This is a genomic window from Chryseobacterium endophyticum, from assembly GCF_056333165.1.
Genome location: NZ_JBWGXE010000001.1, coordinates 770,969 through 785,090, shown reverse-complemented (window position 1 = coordinate 785,090; position 14,122 = coordinate 770,969). Strand labels below are relative to the sequence as shown.

The 14,122-nt window shown below is 36.6% G+C and carries 24 protein-coding genes; 1 reads left to right on the top strand and 23 read right to left on the bottom strand.

The genetic code is table 11. The features are described 5' to 3' along the window. Positions 1 to 435 precede the first annotated feature (435 nt). Positions 436 to 1,248 (bottom strand): hypothetical protein, encoded by an 813-nt coding sequence (locus tag AC0N32_RS03800; RefSeq protein WP_476392516.1) that lies wholly within the window; start codon positions 1,246 to 1,248, stop codon positions 436 to 438. Positions 1,249 to 1,255: 7 nt separating this feature from the next. Next, positions 1,256 to 1,888, bottom strand: coding sequence for a response regulator (locus AC0N32_RS03795; protein ID WP_476392515.1), 633 nt, complete (start codon positions 1,886 to 1,888; stop codon positions 1,256 to 1,258). 183 nt (positions 1,889 to 2,071) lie between these two features. On the opposite strand from AC0N32_RS03795, the gene AC0N32_RS03790 reads away from it, so the two are divergent. Continuing rightward, positions 2,072 to 2,491, top strand: a complete 420-nt coding sequence (locus tag AC0N32_RS03790) for a hypothetical protein (protein WP_476392514.1) — start codon at positions 2,072 to 2,074, stop codon at positions 2,489 to 2,491. 38 nt (positions 2,492 to 2,529) lie between these two features. Here AC0N32_RS03790 and AC0N32_RS03785 read toward each other — a convergent pair whose 3' ends face one another. From AC0N32_RS03785 to rpmC, 21 genes are all read right to left on the bottom strand, one after another. Beyond that, positions 2,530 to 4,599, bottom strand: a complete 2,070-nt coding sequence (locus AC0N32_RS03785) for a T9SS type A sorting domain-containing protein (protein ID WP_476392513.1) — start codon at positions 4,597 to 4,599, stop codon at positions 2,530 to 2,532. Positions 4,600 to 4,665: 66 nt separating this feature from the next. Further along, the gene (gene rplQ, locus AC0N32_RS03780; RefSeq protein ID WP_476392512.1) at positions 4,666 to 5,190 is read right to left on the bottom strand and encodes a 50S ribosomal protein L17; all 525 of its coding nucleotides are present in this window, start codon (positions 5,188 to 5,190) and stop codon (positions 4,666 to 4,668) included. A 6-nt stretch (positions 5,191 to 5,196) separates the two neighbouring features. Continuing rightward, complete coding sequence (locus AC0N32_RS03775) at positions 5,197 to 6,192, bottom strand: DNA-directed RNA polymerase subunit alpha (protein ID WP_476392511.1); 996 nt, start codon at positions 6,190 to 6,192, stop codon at positions 5,197 to 5,199. A gap of 33 nt (positions 6,193 to 6,225) precedes the next feature. Further along, positions 6,226 to 6,834 (bottom strand): 30S ribosomal protein S4, encoded by a 609-nt coding sequence (gene rpsD / locus AC0N32_RS03770; protein ID WP_169231317.1) that lies wholly within the window; start codon positions 6,832 to 6,834, stop codon positions 6,226 to 6,228. Positions 6,835 to 6,853: 19 nt separating this feature from the next. Beyond that, positions 6,854 to 7,243, bottom strand: coding sequence for a 30S ribosomal protein S11 (rpsK, locus tag AC0N32_RS03765; protein WP_002983263.1), 390 nt, complete (start codon positions 7,241 to 7,243; stop codon positions 6,854 to 6,856). Positions 7,244 to 7,255: 12 nt separating this feature from the next. Then, positions 7,256 to 7,633 (bottom strand): 30S ribosomal protein S13, encoded by a 378-nt coding sequence (gene rpsM, locus AC0N32_RS03760; RefSeq protein ID WP_027381318.1) that lies wholly within the window; start codon positions 7,631 to 7,633, stop codon positions 7,256 to 7,258. A 9-nt stretch (positions 7,634 to 7,642) separates the two neighbouring features. Further along, positions 7,643 to 7,759: a 50S ribosomal protein L36 gene (rpmJ, locus tag AC0N32_RS03755; RefSeq protein WP_007839480.1), complete on the bottom strand. Its 117-nt coding sequence runs from the start codon at positions 7,757 to 7,759 to the stop codon at positions 7,643 to 7,645. 65 nt (positions 7,760 to 7,824) lie between these two features. Beyond that, positions 7,825 to 8,040 (bottom strand): translation initiation factor IF-1, encoded by a 216-nt coding sequence (gene infA, locus AC0N32_RS03750; protein WP_029297754.1) that lies wholly within the window; start codon positions 8,038 to 8,040, stop codon positions 7,825 to 7,827. A gap of 3 nt (positions 8,041 to 8,043) precedes the next feature. Beyond that, a complete protein-coding gene (gene secY / locus AC0N32_RS03745; RefSeq protein WP_066434454.1) occupies positions 8,044 to 9,423 on the bottom strand; it encodes a preprotein translocase subunit SecY in 1,380 nt (459 codons plus the stop codon). 9 nt (positions 9,424 to 9,432) lie between these two features. Beyond that, a complete protein-coding gene (gene rplO / locus AC0N32_RS03740) occupies positions 9,433 to 9,882 on the bottom strand; it encodes a 50S ribosomal protein L15 (protein ID WP_294202842.1) in 450 nt (149 codons plus the stop codon). A gap of 19 nt (positions 9,883 to 9,901) precedes the next feature. Next, the gene (gene rpmD, locus AC0N32_RS03735; protein ID WP_007839493.1) at positions 9,902 to 10,078 is read right to left on the bottom strand and encodes a 50S ribosomal protein L30; all 177 of its coding nucleotides are present in this window, start codon (positions 10,076 to 10,078) and stop codon (positions 9,902 to 9,904) included. An 11-nt stretch (positions 10,079 to 10,089) separates the two neighbouring features. After that, a complete protein-coding gene (rpsE, locus tag AC0N32_RS03730; RefSeq protein ID WP_149246717.1) occupies positions 10,090 to 10,611 on the bottom strand; it encodes a 30S ribosomal protein S5 in 522 nt (173 codons plus the stop codon). Between the two features lie 19 nt (positions 10,612 to 10,630). After that, positions 10,631 to 10,984 carry a 50S ribosomal protein L18 gene (rplR, locus tag AC0N32_RS03725; RefSeq protein ID WP_066434448.1) on the bottom strand — a complete coding sequence of 118 codons (354 nt, stop codon included), beginning with the start codon at positions 10,982 to 10,984 and terminating at the stop codon, positions 10,631 to 10,633. Positions 10,985 to 10,999: 15 nt separating this feature from the next. Continuing rightward, positions 11,000 to 11,545: a 50S ribosomal protein L6 gene (gene rplF, locus AC0N32_RS03720; RefSeq protein ID WP_476392510.1), complete on the bottom strand. Its 546-nt coding sequence runs from the start codon at positions 11,543 to 11,545 to the stop codon at positions 11,000 to 11,002. Between the two features lie 17 nt (positions 11,546 to 11,562). Next, a complete protein-coding gene (gene rpsH, locus AC0N32_RS03715; protein WP_039364085.1) occupies positions 11,563 to 11,961 on the bottom strand; it encodes a 30S ribosomal protein S8 in 399 nt (132 codons plus the stop codon). Positions 11,962 to 12,104: 143 nt separating this feature from the next. Beyond that, a complete protein-coding gene (gene rpsN / locus AC0N32_RS03710; RefSeq protein WP_027387207.1) occupies positions 12,105 to 12,374 on the bottom strand; it encodes a 30S ribosomal protein S14 in 270 nt (89 codons plus the stop codon). Positions 12,375 to 12,377: 3 nt separating this feature from the next. Further along, entirely contained in the window at positions 12,378 to 12,929 is a 552-nt protein-coding gene (gene rplE / locus AC0N32_RS03705; RefSeq protein WP_307462232.1) for a 50S ribosomal protein L5, read from the bottom strand. 13 nt (positions 12,930 to 12,942) lie between these two features. Next, positions 12,943 to 13,269, bottom strand: a complete 327-nt coding sequence (gene rplX, locus AC0N32_RS03700) for a 50S ribosomal protein L24 (RefSeq protein WP_476392509.1) — start codon at positions 13,267 to 13,269, stop codon at positions 12,943 to 12,945. A 19-nt stretch (positions 13,270 to 13,288) separates the two neighbouring features. Further along, positions 13,289 to 13,657: a 50S ribosomal protein L14 gene (rplN, locus tag AC0N32_RS03695; RefSeq protein ID WP_007839504.1), complete on the bottom strand. Its 369-nt coding sequence runs from the start codon at positions 13,655 to 13,657 to the stop codon at positions 13,289 to 13,291. A 2-nt stretch (positions 13,658 to 13,659) separates the two neighbouring features. Then, positions 13,660 to 13,914, bottom strand: a complete 255-nt coding sequence (gene rpsQ, locus AC0N32_RS03690; protein ID WP_042720938.1) for a 30S ribosomal protein S17 — start codon at positions 13,912 to 13,914, stop codon at positions 13,660 to 13,662. Between the two features lie 12 nt (positions 13,915 to 13,926). Continuing rightward, on the bottom strand, positions 13,927 to 14,112 hold the full coding sequence (rpmC, locus tag AC0N32_RS03685; protein WP_027381309.1) for a 50S ribosomal protein L29: 186 nt from the start codon (positions 14,110 to 14,112) through the stop codon (positions 13,927 to 13,929). Between the last annotated feature and the right edge of the window lie 10 nt (positions 14,113 to 14,122).

Here is a 14,122-nt window from a genome sequence, read left to right as displayed (position 1 = left end):
ACTCAGCCAGAAAAAACTTAAGTTTAAAATATTATCTTCCTGATGATCTTCTGTTATTTTCTGATACATCCAAAATAAAGAAATGAAAATTAAAAAAAGGCTATACAAATACCCTGTAACAATGGAATAATCTGTTTTTGAGGTAAAAATGAATATTCCACTTAATACTAAAAAAAGTAAGCAGCCAACCTTTATAACGGTATTTTTATGAGTCTCTTTAAAATAGATAAATCCGAAATAGCCAATACCGATGACATCTAAATAATTATAGACGACTTCCTTCATAAAACCCGCACGGATTGCAAACAATGCTTCTACAATGATCGTAGTTGCAAAATAAACCGGAAAAAGATTTTTCCATGACCTTTTGTAAATCATGGAAAAAATAAAGTTCATACCTAAGATGACGTAATATGTTATGTTGAGTATGCTCATCTAGCATCCTGGAGGGCAAAGGCCGTTTCTGTCGTAATAACCTTTACCTTGAATTCCGACAAAGTCTTTTCCCTGGTAATATCCCAATATCATAATAAATGTCAGTCTATATTTATAACTTGCTTTAAATGAAGATCCATTTGTACAAGACACTTCAAACATTTCGTCGGACGTATGTATTGCAGGATTAAATGAGATAACAAGATTAGGATATTTTGGCCTTTGTTCATTAAGTATATCATAAAAAGTATTACGTAACATAAACGTTTCGGTATTTGAAGTTGTAGGGTCATACAAACGAATATGTTGATCTAGTACTGTTTTAAGTCCTTGGTTATACCCATTTTTGTAATCATCAAATTCACCTTTTGTAATTTCCTCTTTTCTTAAATTGTTATCTAAGGTGTAATATTTTTTCTCTGCTTCATCTTCGAATAAAAAAAATAGTCTCTTCTCATTCGCGCCTATAAAGATTTTCATTTGTTTATAACTTTCAAATAAATCTTTTAAAACTTCATAAGATATATCAAGCCTTTGTTTGTAAATTTCAGCAATATCATCTGAATTATTGAATTCGCCTGTCATACTTCTGGCCATAGCCGCATCAATTTCATCACCGGTACTTTGTTCTCTAATTTCATATTTTCGCCAATCAATTTCCTCTCTTTCTATAAATCCACTCGATTCGAGCCTTGAAATTTCTTCATCGCAAAAGGATTTTATCTGACTCAGTTCGTCAATTGTAAAAATACCATACCCTACAAGTTGATGTATTCTTCCCGTTAGATTCTTTAAATCCTGATTCTCACTCATAATTTTCTTAGTTTTTAAAATGGTTAAGTTTATTAATAGCCTCCACTTTATTATTGACGTGAAGTTTTCTGTAAATATTACCTACGTGTTTTTTTACGGTATCAATGGTGATGAATTTCTTATCGGCTATTTCTTTGTAAAGTAGTCCCTGAGACAAAAGTTCCAGAATTTCTTTTTCTCTCTCTGTCAATTCATCAAACCCTTTTATTTCGGGAAGCTTTCTTTCAAAATGGCTCAGGACTTTCCTGGCAATTGAAAAGCTCATGGGAGCACCCCCATTGTAAACATCACGGATAGAAGCAAGAATCTTATCCATGCTTTCCCCTTTTACCAGATAGCCCATGGCACCGGCTTTGAGAGAATTGAATACCTTTTCGTCATCATCAAAACTCGTACACATGATAAACTGGGTATTGGGAAGAGATTTTTTCAACTTTTCAATGATGTCGATTCCAAGCATATCCTGTAGCTGGATGTCCATCATTACAACATCCGGAGAAGTATCGGAAAGATGTAGTAAGGCTTCGTTTCCATTGAAGAACTGGGCAACGACCTTCATGTCATCCTGATAATTGATGACTTTCTTCAACGCATTGTTGTAGTTCTTTTCGTCTTCTACTATGGCTATGGAAATGCTCATGCTTATGATCTGTTTAAGGCAAATTTCACCAGAAAATAAAAGAAAGTCAATTACTCTTTCGGGTAATTTTTAAAAGTTTAAGTTTCATTTATTGGTTTAGTTTTTGTTTTTATTAAATTTAAAAAATTTATTTTACTTCTGAACTTATTTTAACAAACCAATACATTAAAAAAAATTAACATCATGAAAAAGGGGATCCTGATTGCCATCGCGATAGTTTCTATATCCTTGACAGGCTGCAAAAAAAGTGAAACCGGAAATAAAAATGTGCTGAAATCAGACAGTTCCGGGGTAGTATTAAGCGATGACGGAAAAGCCGATCCTAACGTTCAGTACGAAACAGACGTTAACGGCAAGAAGTACGTAAAAACGGATTATGTGTATAAAGCCACCGACGGCAGCCTGGCAAAAGTCGTGTTCAACTATGGCGAAAAGACCATGAGTATCAGAAGTAACAATAAGACTTTTATTCTGAATAAAGTAAAATCTGAAGGGAATGAAGCCGTCTACGAAAAGATGGACATGAAAGCTACCGTAAGAGGAGACAGCCTTATTCTGGATCAGGGAAACAATATTATCCAGCTGGTAAAGACAAAAATATAAGCCAAAAAAAAACCGTTCAACATGATGAACGGTTTTTTTTATTTTTTAATAACTTTTTCGAGATAAGTTTTATGTTCAGCAATTATTTTTACGAAATAATTTCCATTTTTTAAATCCGAAATATCAATTGAATTCGATTTGGGGTTTTCTATATTTTTAAAAATTCGACCAGAAATATCAAATATAATAATATTTTTTATCTCATCTTTAATATCGAAAAACAGGGTAGAAGAAGTTGGATTTGGATAAATTTTTATCTTATTACTATTCACTTGCATTTTAGGATCATTTGTAGAAAGATTACCCGTTACAAAATCCAGAATATAGAAACCTGAATATCCCACTGCCACCATATAATTTCTGGCAAAATTAACTTTATTAATCAAACTTCCAGGAGTAAGTAATAATTGTGTGTTTATAATTTCTTGCCATGAAGATCCATAGTTCAAGGTCTTATAAACATTTTTATCGCCATCTACGGCATATCCGAGACCGTCTGCAAAAATATCATAATCTTTGAAGCTCAACATTTGTGAAGGCACCTGCGTCCAAGTGCTGCCCAAATTTGTAGTGTAATATTTTCCTATATATACCTTTGAATTTCCAACTACAATATTTCTGGCATCGATTATTGCTCCGGGATAAGTAGTGTTAGTCCAGGTTAATCCTCCATCTACCGTTTTTTTTACTTTGTCACGGTTTACAAGAAAGCCCACATTGTTATCCACAAACTTCATCGCAGAGACTTCCCATTCGACGTTTACCGGCGGAGTCCATCCATTTGCAGCAGAATATGTAGAAATATATCCGGTAAATTGGTCGGCATTCGTACCAAGGTTGGCAATTGCAAAATCGCCATTAGGTTTCATTGCAGGAATTGTTAACCTTATATTTGGGGATACAGCTTCAGTCCACGTCAATCCATTATCATTTGTTTTCCAAAATTGAGATATCCCTCTTCCTAGTGCGATACCCTTTCCATCCGGGTTTATACTCATAGGCCCTGCAGGAAAATCATTTCTTACTTCTTCCCACGAAATGCCTTTATCTATCGAAAAATAGTTAAAAGGAACAATCGCCAGATTATCACCTGCATAAGCCTGTTTATAATTTGCCCAATAAATCCACTTCATATCTAAAGGAATCCAGGTCAACAAATCTGTACTCTTAAAAATGGTATGACGCAATATATTGCTTCCGGACTCATTATTGGTTCCCGCAAGAACGTAATCTGGATGAACCGCCAGGCTGGTAAAAACGTGAAAGGACGAAGGATACATATCTCCGGAAGTTGTCCAGGATTCTCCTGTTGCCGTCTTGTAAAATTTATTTGGATTTCTTATGGCAATATACTCGTTATTATACAGTTTTATATCGTTTAAAGTTCCAACTCCTGCGGCCACTGTCCACGTATTTCCGCCATCCAACGTATATAACGGATCACCACCTGACCTTGTCGCAATTCCGTTCATTGAATCTTTAAAAATAATCTTACTGAACTCTGCGGAGCTTGTATATACTTGTGTCCATGTTTGACCTCCATCCGTTGTTTTCAAAATAAAACTATCTCCTATCGTTGAATCTGAAACGCAAAATCCTGTATCGGCATCTTTAAAGTATACACCCGTAATTTTAGACTGATATACGGTTGGAACAGTGTAACTGGTCCATGTCGCTCCACCATTGGTCGATTTGTGCATTCTGCTATTTGCCGAACCCACGAATATCGTATTATTGTTCAAGACAAAAATTGACTGGGCACTTCCTGTGAATGGATACGAAACTCCCGGTGTGGAAAACTTAGAATCTGTCACTCTAAAGTCTGGTCCAATTACAGCGTATGCTTTATTGTTGTAGATTGTGAAATCATACACTGACTTCCCGTTATCATTGATTTGTCTCCAGGTTTTACCATTGTTCTCCGTGATAATTAAATCATAATTGCTATTCTTTTTTCGTACAAGGTAGCTACCGTCAGGCAAGACTTCCATTTTCAGCACTTCTTCCTGACGTAAAAAAGGGGTTACCAGCTGCCAGTCTAAGTTTTGAGTCTGTCCAAAATTGAATGTGCAAAATTGTAATAAAATAAAAAGTAATGTTTTTTTCATAATAAATTAAAAAAAAAGAGCTTGTGGTTACTACTACAAGCTCTTCTATCTATTGAAGTGATATTCTTATTCTTCAGTTTTTTCCTCTGTAGAATCAGCAGCTTCAGCCGTTGGCTCAGCAGCTTTTTCTTCTACTACAGGTGCTTCAGCAACTACAGCTTCTTTTTTAGCAGTTGTAGATCTTCTGCTTCTTCTTGTCGCTTTTTTCTCTTCAGCATTAGGATTATAAAGCTCATTGAAGTCTACCAGTTCGATAAGAGCAGTATCAGCAGCATCACCTGGTCTGAAACCTGTTTTGATGATTCTTGTATATCCACCGTTTCTCTCAGCGATTTTAGGAGCTACTGTTCTGAAAAGTTCAGTAACTGCTTCTTTGTTCTGAAGATATGAAAAAACAATTCTTCTATTGTGTGTAGTATCTTCTTTTGCTTTTGTTAATAGAGGCTCAACATATACTCTTAAAGCTTTAGCTTTAGCTACAGTAGTGTTGATTCTTTTATGCTCAATTAGAGAACAAGCCATATTAGAAAGCAATGCGCTTCTGTGAGAAGCCGTTCTTCCTAAGTGATTGAATTTTTTACCGTGTCTCATTATTAATTAATTATCAGCGTCTAATTTATATTTTGCAACGTCGAAACCGAAGTTTAGACCTTTTGAATGCACTAATTCTTCTAGTTCTGTCAAAGATTTTTTACCAAAATTTCTGAATTTCATCAAATCAGACTTACTATAAGAAACCAATTCTCCAAGGGTCTCTACTTCAGCTGCTTTCAGACAGTTTAAGGCTCTTACGGAAAGATCCATATCTGCTAATTTAGACTTAAGGAGTTGTCTTGTATGAAGAGTTTCTTCATCATATTGGATAGATGCTTTTACGGCTTCTGTTTCAAGCGTGATTCTCTCATCAGAGAACAGCATGAAGTGATAAATCAATATCTTTGAAGCTTCTGTTAAAGCATTCTGAGGACTGATAGATCCGTCAGTTTCTATATCTAATACAAGTTTTTCGTAGTCTGTTTTTTGCTCTACACGATAATTTTCAATGCTATACTGTACTTTCTTGATTGGCGTGAAAATAGAGTCGATCGCAATAGTACCTACAGGTGCATTGTTTGACTTATTTTGTTCAGAAGGCACATACCCTCTTCCTTTTTCAATGTTGAAAGTAATTTCGAAAGTTACATCACTGTTTAGGTTACAGATCACCAAATCCGGGTTTAGTACCTCGAATCCGTTGATCGATTTTCCTAAATCTCCAGCAGTAATAATCGTCTGACCTGAAACTTTGGCAACAACCTGCTCGTTCGACTGGTTTTCTGCCGTAGCCTTTAATCTTACCTGCTTCAGGTTAAGAATAATTTCGGTAACATCTTCGATTACTCCTGGAATAGTTGAAAATTCGTGCTCTACACCTTCTATTTTGATAGATGAAATAGCATAACCTTCCAGAGAAGAAAGCAACACTCTTCTCAAAGCATTACCGATTGTAAGCCCGAAACCTGGTTCTAGTGGTCTGAATTCAAATTGACCTCTAAATTCATCAGAGTTAAGTAAAATTACTTTATCGGGTTTTATGAATTGTAAAATTGCCATATTATTGGGTTGAGCAAAAATTTGATTAAAAAATTATTTAGAGTAAAGTTCGACGATAAGCTGTTCCTTGATGTCCTCCGGAATCTGGATTCTCTCAGGGGCAGATACGAAAGTACCTTCTTTCTTCTCATCGTTGAATTGTAACCACTCATAATTTGCTTTTGAAGCCAATGCATTGGTAACTACTTCAAGAGACTTAGATTTTTCTCTTACAGCAATTACGTCACCAGCTTTTACCAAATATGAAGGAATGTTCAGGATTTCCCCGTTCACGGTGATGTGTCTGTGAGAAACCAATTGTCTTGCAGCAGATCTTGTTTTAGCAAAACCTAATCTGTATACTACATTATCTAATCTTGATTCGCAAAGTTGTAATAGAACTTCACCTGTTACCCCTTTACTTCTGTGTGCTTTGTCGAATAAGTTAGCAAACTGTCTTTCTAAAATACCGTACGTATATTTAGCTTTTTGTTTTTCAGCCAGCTGAACTGCGTATTCAGATTTTTTAGCACCTCTTCTTTTGTTAGGACCATGTTGTCCCGGTGGTTGGTTTTTTCTTTTCTCGAAGTTTTTGTCATCTCCGTAGATTGCAGCACCAAACTTTCTTGCAATCTTAGTTTTAGGACCAATATATCTTGCCATAATGGATAAATTCTAAAAATTAAACTCTTCTTCTTTTTGGTGGTCTACATCCATTGTGTGGCATAGGGGTCACATCAATGATTTCGCTAACTTCAATTCCTGAATTGTGGATAGATCTGATGGCAGATTCTCTACCTGCACCTGGTCCTTTCACAAACACCTTTACTCTTCTTAATCCAGCTTCGTGAGCTACAGCAGAGCAATTTTCAGCTGCCATCTGAGCAGCAAATGGAGTATTCTTTTTAGAACCTCTGAAACCCATTTTACCGGCAGAAGCCCAAGAGATAACCTCTCCGTTTTTATTTGTTAAAGAAATGATGATGTTATTGAAAGAAGCCTGAATATGCGCTTCACCAATAGCTTCAACTTTTACTTTTCTTTTTTTAACTACTTTAGTTTGTTTTGCCATAATTCCTAACGATTATTTACTAGCTTTTTTCTTGTTAGCAACAGTTTTTCTCTTTCCTTTTCGGGTTCTAGAGTTGTTTTTCGTTCTCTGGCCTCTTAAAGGTAATCCAAGTCTGTGACGTATTCCTCGTTGGCATCCTATGTCCATTAATCGCTTAATGTTCAATTGCACTTCAGATCTCAATTCTCCTTCCACTTTAATGTTTTCAGAGATATAGTTTCTGATTGCAGCCAATTCATCGTCATTCCATTCGTTGACTTTCTTGTCTTCGCTGATACCGGCAGCTTTAAGGATTTCTGAAGAAGTACTTCTTCCAATTCCGTAGATGTAAGTTAAACCGATAACACCTCTTTTGTTTTTTGGTAAATCAATACCTGAAATTCTCGCCATAATTTAATGTTAGCCTTGTCTTTGTTTAAATTTTGGGTTCTTCTTGTTGATTACGAACAGTACACCTTTTCTGCGTACGATCTTGCAATCAGCGCTTCTTTTTTTAATTGATGCTCTTACTTTCATTTGAAAATATTTATTTTTTTTAACAATAGCCAAATGGAACATGCGCTCCATTTGGCAGATTGCTTTTAATATCTAAATGTGATTCTCCCCTTCGATAGATCGTAAGGAGACATTTCCAATTTTACCTTATCACCAGGTAATAACTTAATATAATGCATACGCATTTTACCAGAGATATGAGCAATAAGAACATGCCCATTTTCCAGTTCAACACGGAACTGAGCGTTCGAAAGTGCTTCCGTGATAACGCCGTCCTGTTCAATATGTTTTTGTTTTGCCATAAATTAATATCCAGTCGTTCTTGATAATTTAGACTGCATTAAGCCATCATAATGATGATTCAGCAGATAGGTATTAATCTGTTGAACAGTATCTAAAATTACGCCCACCATAATCAATAGTGATGTTCCCCCGAAAAATAAGGCGAACGCATCTGTCTGAACGAAGCTTCCGTGTACAATTGCCGGAAGGACTGCAAAGATAGATAAAAAAATTGCACCTGGCAAGGTAATTTTTGATAAAATATCATCTAAATAATCAGCGGTCTCTTTTCCTGGTCTCACTTTAGGTACTAAACCACCGTTTCTCTTCAGATCATCGGCCATTTGGTTTACCGGAATTGTGATTGCAGTATAGAAGAATGAGAAAATAATAATTAGTAGCGCAAACAATACGTTGTACTGCCAGCTAAAAACATTCTTGAAACCTGCAAGAAAAGTGTTTGATTCATCCACTTTCGTCAATAATCCCGGAACGAACATCAGTGCCTGGGCAAAGATGATCGGCATTACACCGGCTGCATTAACTTTCAGTGGGATCCACTGTCTTGCTCCTTGCATAAGATTCCTGTTTACACCTCCTCTTGCCTGAGCTCTGCTTACATACTGGATCGGGATTTTTCTTACCGCAACGGATAGTACCACTGCTAAAAGAACTACCAGCATCCAGAAAATTACTTCAATAAGGATCATGATCGACCCCATTCCTCCTTTTCCGTTCTGAACTGCCATTTCCTGTACGAATGCTTCCGGCAATCTTGAAAGGATCCCCACCATAATCAGGATAGAGATACCGTTCCCGATACCTTTGTCGGTAATTTTTTCACCCAACCACATTGCGAATACTGAACCGGCAACCAAAATAACAATACTTGGCAACCAGAACATAATAGAATTTGGCTCTACATAATATGCAGATGAGAACTGAGCATACGGTAAGAATAATTGAGTAATCGACGTTAAGTAAGAAGGCGCCTGCACAAGACAAACTCCGATCGTTAACCATCTGGTGATTTGATTCAATGTATTTCTACCTGACTCTCCATCTTTCTGAAGCTTCTGAAGATAAGGAATAGCCATCCCCATCAACTGAACAATAATAGAAGCAGAAATATAAGGCATTATACCTAACGCCATTACGGAAGCGTGGCTGAAAGCTCCCCCCGTAAACGACGAAAGCAAGCCAAGGAGACCTGCTCCTTGCTTGTTACCGCCTTGATTTTTATAATGCTCTAAGAGATCTCCCACTTCTGCAAGGTTAATTGCAGGCAGGGAGATATAAGATGCGAATCTATACACAAGAATAATCCCTAAAGTAAAGATAATTTTATCCCGTAATTCTTTAAGGCTCCAAATATTTTTGAGGGTTTGTATAAATTCTTTCATTAGTTATTATTATAAGGTAATTGCTTTTCCACCTGCTTTAGAGATCAACTCTTCTGCAGATTTAGTGAATTTGTCAGCAGAGATTGAAACCGCAGATTTCAATTCTCCTCTACCCATAATTTTCACTAATTCGTTTTTCGTAATTAAACCGTTTTCGATAAGTACTTCTCTTGTAATATCTCCTGTGATGGATTTATTTTCAATTAAAGTCTGGATCGTATCCAGGTTAATTCCTCTAAACTCTTTTCTGTTTACGTTTTTGAATCCGAATTTAGGTAATCTTCTTTGTAAAGGCATCTGACCTCCTTCAAAACCGATCTTCTGAGAGTATCCGGCTCTTGCTTTCTGTCCTTTATGTCCTTTTGTAGAAGTACCCCCTTTTCCGCTACCTTGTCCTCTACCGATTCTTTTTGAATTGAAAGTAGATCCTGCAGCTGGCTTTATGTTGTTTAAATTCATTTTAAAATTATTTTAAAAATTATTTTTGAACTTCAAGTAAGTGACTAACTGCAGCTATCATTCCTAAGATAGAAGGCGTAGCTTCGTGTTCTACAACTTGGTGAAGTTTCTTAAATCCTAATGCTTCAAGCGTTCTCTTTTGGGTTTTTGTTCTTCCAATAGCGCTTCTTACTTGCTTTACTTTGATTGTTGCCATTGTTTTATATATTAACCGTTAAACACTTTACTTAGAGAAACTCCTCTCATTCTAGCGATTTCTTCAGGTCTTCTGATATCCAATAACGCTTTGAAAGTAGCTTTCACCACGTTGTGAGGGTTAGAAGATCCTTTAGATTTTGAAAGGATATCGTGTACACCAGCAGACTCCAATACCGCTCTTACCGCACCACCGGCGATAAGTCCTGTACCGTGAGAAGCAGGTCTTAAGAAGATATCAGCACCACCATATCTGGCAGAAGTCTGGTGAGGAATCGTGTGGTTCATTACAGGAACTTTTACTAAGTTTTTCTTAGCATCTTCTACCGCTTTAGCAATAGCAGAAGCAACTTCCTTAGATTTTCCCAAACCGAAACCGATAGTTCCCGCTTCGTCTCCTACAACTACGATTGCAGAAAATCCGAAAGCTCTACCTCCTTTGGTTACTTTTGTTACTCTGTTAACAGCTACGAGACGATCTTTAAGTTCTAATCCTCCCGGTTTTACTCTTTCTATATTATCTAGTCCTAACATATTTTCCGAAATTTAATGATTAGAATTTAAGTCCGCCTTCTCTCGCACCGTCAGCAAGAGCTTTTACTCTTCCGTGATATACGAATCCGTTTCTATCAAATACAATATTTTCGATTCCTGCAGCGATGGCTTTGGCAGCGATAGCCTTACCTACGGCAGCAGAAACTTCAGTCTTTGTTCCATTAGCTTCAACGCCTTTCTCTCTGGAAGAAGCAGAAGCCAAAGTTTTTCCACTGTTATCGTCGATTAACTGAGCGTAAATTTCCTTATTACTTTTGTATACAGATAATCTTGGCAATTCAGAAGATCCAGAGATTTTTCCTCTTACTCTTCTTTTGATTCTTATTCTTTTTTCTACTTTAGTTAATGCCATAATACTTATAATTTATTAAGCAGATTTACCAGCTTTACGTCTAACAATTTCTCCTACGAATCTTACTCCTTTTCCTTTGTATGGTTCAGGCTTTCTGAAAGAACGGATCTTTGCAGCGACCATCCCTAGAAGTTGGTTGTCGTGAGACGTTAAAGTAATAATTGGGTTTTTACCTTTTTCAGTCAATGTATCTACTTTTACTTCACTTGGAAGTTCCAATACGATACCGTGAGAGAATCCTAAAGCCAACTCAAGTTTTTGACCTGCGTGTGAAGCTCTGTATCCTACCCCTACTAATTCCAGTTTCTTTTCGAAACCTGTATTTACACCAACAATCATGTTGTTGATTAACGCTCTGTATAAACCGTGAAGCGCTTTGTGTTGTTTAGCATCAGATGGTCTGTTTACGTTCAGTTCCCCATCTTTCTGTTCTATAGTAATTCCGCCTGTAAGCTCCTGAGAAAGTTCTCCTTTAGGACCTTTTACAGTTACCACACCATTGTTTTCAGTGATGGTAACTCCTGCTGGAACTGTTATAATTGCTTTACCAATTCTTGACATTTTCCTGTGATTAAAAATTAATAAACATAGCAGATTACTTCACCGCCTACTTTTTCTTCTCTAGCTTTCTTGTCAGTCATTACTCCTTTAGAAGTAGAGATGATAGAAATACCCAAACCGTTTAGTACTCTTGGAAGTTCCGCAGAACCTTTGTACTGTCTCAAACCTGGTCTTGAAGCTCTCTGAATAGACTTGATCGCCGGTTTGTTGGTTTGCTTATCGTACTTTAAAGCGATTTTGATCGTCCCCTGAACAGCGCTATCCTCAAACTTGTAGTTTAAGATATACCCCTGATCGAATAAGATCTTAGTAATCTCCTTTTTGATTTTCGATGCAGGAATTTCCACCACCTTGTGGCCTGCGCTTTGTGCGTTCCTTACTCTTGTTAGGAAATCTGAAATTGGATCTGTTACCATTTTTCTTTTATAAATTATTGGTTAAAGAACAATCAGTATTGCTAAGACTTAAAGAGTAAAATATCAGACCTCAGAAATTTCGGTCTGATATTTTTATCTTTAGTTTCCGAACAACTTAATTGTCCCGATTTTTTAGTAATAAATTACCAGCTTGCTTTTTTAACTCCCGGGATAAGACCGTTGTTTGCCATTTCTCTGAAAGTTACTCTGGAAATTCCGAACGTTCTCATGTATCCTCTTGGTCTTCCTGTTAATTTACATCTGTTGTGTAATCTTACAGGAGAAGCATTTTTTGGTAATTTCTGAAGTCCTTCATAATCACCTGCTTCTTTTAAAGCTTTTCTTTTATCAGCGTATTTAGCAACTAACGCTTCTCTTTTGCGCTCACGCGCTTTCATTGATTCTTTAGCCATTTCTTAGTTCTTTTTGAATGGTAAACCGAAGTGAGTTAATAAAGCTTTAGCTTCTTTGTCTGTTTTCGCAGTAGTAACGAAAGTGATGTCCATCCCCTGGATTTTTTTCACTTTGTCGATTACGATCTCAGGGAAGATGATCTGCTCAGTGATCCCTAAGTTGTAGTTACCTCTACCGTCGAAACCGTCTGCCTTGATTCCAGAGAAATCTCTGATACGTGGCAATGCTGAAGAAGTTAATCTGTCTAGGAACTCATACATTTTGTGAGCTCTCAGCGTAACTTTAGCACCTACAGGCATTCCTTTTCTTAGTTTGAAAGCAGCCTCATCTTTCTTAGAGATGGTACCAACAGCTTTCTGACCAGTGATGTTCGTTAGTTCTTCAACAGCATAATCGATAATTTTCTTATCTGCAGTCGCATCTCCTAAACCTTGAGACAATACGATTTTCTCTAATCTAGGAACCTGCATTACAGATTTGTATCCGAATTCTTCCATCATTGCAGGAACAATCGTTTCTTGATATGCTTTTTTGGGTCTTGCTATATATTCCATGTGTTCTTAAAAATTATAAAGTTTCACCCGTTTTTTTGTTGATTCTCACTTTCTTATCTCCTTCGGTCTTGTAACCTACTTTGATCGCTTTTCCGTCTTTACCAACTAAAGCAACGTTTGAGATATGAATAGAAGCTTCTCTTTCAACGATTCCTCCTTGAGGGTTTGAAGCTGAAGGCTTAACGTGTTTTTTAACGATGTTAAGTCCTGCAACAACTACTCTAGGGTCTTTTCCTTCTTTTTTGATCACTTCAATAACTTCACCGGTACCGCCTTTAAGACCTTTCTTACCTGTGGTTACGATTACGTTATCTCCTCTTTTTATTTTTAACTTTGACATTTTTTTACAATTTTAAATATTAAAGTACTTCAGGAGCTAATGAAATGATTTTCATATATTCTTTGTCTCTCAACTCACGAGCAACCGGTCCGAAAACACGCGTTCCTCTCATTTCTCCCGCTGCGTTTAGCAATACACAAGCATTGTCTTCGAATTTGATGTATGAACCATCTTTTCTTCTCACTGCTTTTTTTGTTCTTACTACGACAGCTTTAGATACCTGACCTTTCTTAGCGTTTCCTGATGGTGTAGAATCTTTGATAGTAACAACGATTTTATCACCAACTGAAGCATATCTTCTTCTGGTTCCTCCCAGAACTCTGATAACCAATACTTCTTTAGCACCTGTGTTATCAGCAACTTTTAATCTTGATTCTGTTTGTAACATTATTACTTAGCTTTTTCAATGATTCTTACTAATCTCCATCTTTTGTTCTTGCTCAAAGGTCTTGTTTCCTGGATCAGAACCGTATCACCTTCTGTGCATTCATTGTTCTCGTCGTGTGCAGTATATTTTTTCGTTTTCAAAACGAATTTACCGTACATCGGGTGCTTTACTCTTGTAGTTTCACTAACAACAATAGTTTTTTCCATTTTATTGCTGGAAACCACTCCGATTCTTTCTTTTCTTAAATTTCTATCCATTGTAAAATGAAATTATTGTTTGTTAGTTAACTCAGTGTTTAGTCTAGCGATTGTTTTTCTCAAATCTCTGATTTGGATCGGGTTTTCAATTGGGCTGATTGCATGAGCCAATTTCAATTTGGAATATTGAGCTTTTGCTTCAGTTAATTGAGCTTGAATATCACCCGCGCTTAAATTTTTAATATCAGCTTTTTTCATTGTATTCAAA